The 1,524-nt window shown below is 60.3% G+C and carries 2 protein-coding genes and 1 riboswitch; both genes read left to right on the top strand.

The window, feature by feature from the left end; translation table 11 throughout:
• The coding region (locus tag FY112_RS37130) for a hypothetical protein (protein WP_210384796.1) at positions 1–195 on the top strand (195 nt) is incomplete at its 5' end.
• Between the two features lie 23 nt (positions 196–218).
• A riboswitch (cobalamin riboswitch) is annotated at positions 219–421 on the top strand.
• A gap of 223 nt (positions 422–644) precedes the next feature.
• Positions 645–1,524, top strand: an 880-nt coding sequence (locus tag FY112_RS00365) for an alcohol dehydrogenase catalytic domain-containing protein (RefSeq protein ID WP_151517352.1), incomplete at its 3' end; no start/stop codon positions are given.

The raw sequence follows: 1,524 nt of genomic DNA, 5'->3' as shown, positions 1-1,524 counted from the left end.
CGGCCATCGACGTCAACCGCAGCCGTCGGCCGCATCGCGCGTAAACCTCTCATCCTCAACGCAGGCCGCAATCAAATCTTCCCGGGCGATCCGGAAAACCGCCGTATTCGCGGGATCAATTATTTCCCCTGCGCAGCGAGCTATTGCGACTTTGCCGACTGTCGTCTTTGGGTCGCGCCCATGTCGTTTTTTTGATCGCTGTTTTGCGTCAAGCGTGGTTTGTTTGGGGTGTTCAAGGCGCTACCTCGCAAACTGGCGAAATGGACCATTGGGAAGCCGGCCTGACGCGCCGGCGCTCCCCGCAGCGGTAGAAGAACTGACATCCTCAAGGAAATCGCCGGACAGACATCCGGAAAGATATCGAGATGGATCGAAAGGAGATTCTGGAGCCGGAAACCAGCTCTTGTCACAGCAAATCGACGGATTGCAGGCAGACGATCACGAGCGGAACGAAGGGCGAAAGCCATGGCGTTTGCTCCTCTTCTCCATTCAATCTGTCCCTTTTGCCAAATCCAAATATCGCCCGGTGCGGCGGTATCCTCGTGTTGTGGACGCCGGGCTGCAGAGGAGGCAGGCCGGAGGGAAGGTTGCCATCGACTGCATCGGTTGCAGATCGAGGCATTCAAACAAAGTGGGAGGAATCCATGAGCAAAAATAGAGGCGTCGTCTATCTCCGGCCGGGCAAGGTCGAAGTCCGCGACATCGACGATCCGAAGCTGGAAGCGCCCGACGGCCGCCGCATCGAACACGGCGTCATCCTGAAGGTGATCTCGACCAATATCTGCGGCTCCGATCAGCACATGGTCCGCGGCCGCACGACAGCGATGCCGGGCCTGGTCCTCGGTCATGAAATCACTGGCGAGATCATCGAGAAAGGCATCGACGTCGAGATGCTCGACATCGGCGATATCGTCTCGGTGCCCTTCAATGTCGCCTGCGGCCGTTGCCGCTGCTGCAAGTCTCAGGATACCGGTGTCTGCCTGACGGTAAACCCGGCCCGCGCCGGCGGCGCTTACGGTTATGTCGACATGGGCGGCTGGATCGGCGGACAGGCACGCTACGTCACCATTCCCTACGCAGATTTCAACCTGCTGAAAATCCCTGATCGGGACAAGGCGATGGCGAAGATCCGCGATCTCACCATGCTCTCCGACATTCTGCCCACCGGCTTCCATGGCGCAGTGCGTGCAGGCGTTGGGGTCGGCTCGACCGTCTATGTCGCCGGCGCCGGCCCGGTCGGCCTTGCGGCTGCGGCTTCAGCTCGCATTCTCGGCGCTGCAGTCGTGATGATCGGTGATTTCAACAAGGACCGCCTGGCGCATGCGGCGAAGGTTGGTTTCGAACCGATCGACCTGTCGAAGAGCGACCGTCTTGGCGATATGATCGCGCAGGTCGTCGGCAGCAACGAAGTGGACAGCGCCATCGATGCGGTCGGCTTCGAGGCACGCGGCCACTCGGGCGGGGAACAGCCGGCGATCGTGCTCAATCAGATGATGGAGATTACCCGTGCCGCAGGTTCGATCG

The organism is Rhizobium sp. PEPV16 (genome assembly GCF_008919455.1).
Taxonomy (GTDB): domain Bacteria; phylum Pseudomonadota; class Alphaproteobacteria; order Rhizobiales; family Rhizobiaceae; genus Rhizobium; species Rhizobium leguminosarum_Q.
The sequence above is the reverse complement of the archived record's forward strand: the minus strand, read 5'-3'. Positions and strand labels throughout refer to the sequence as shown.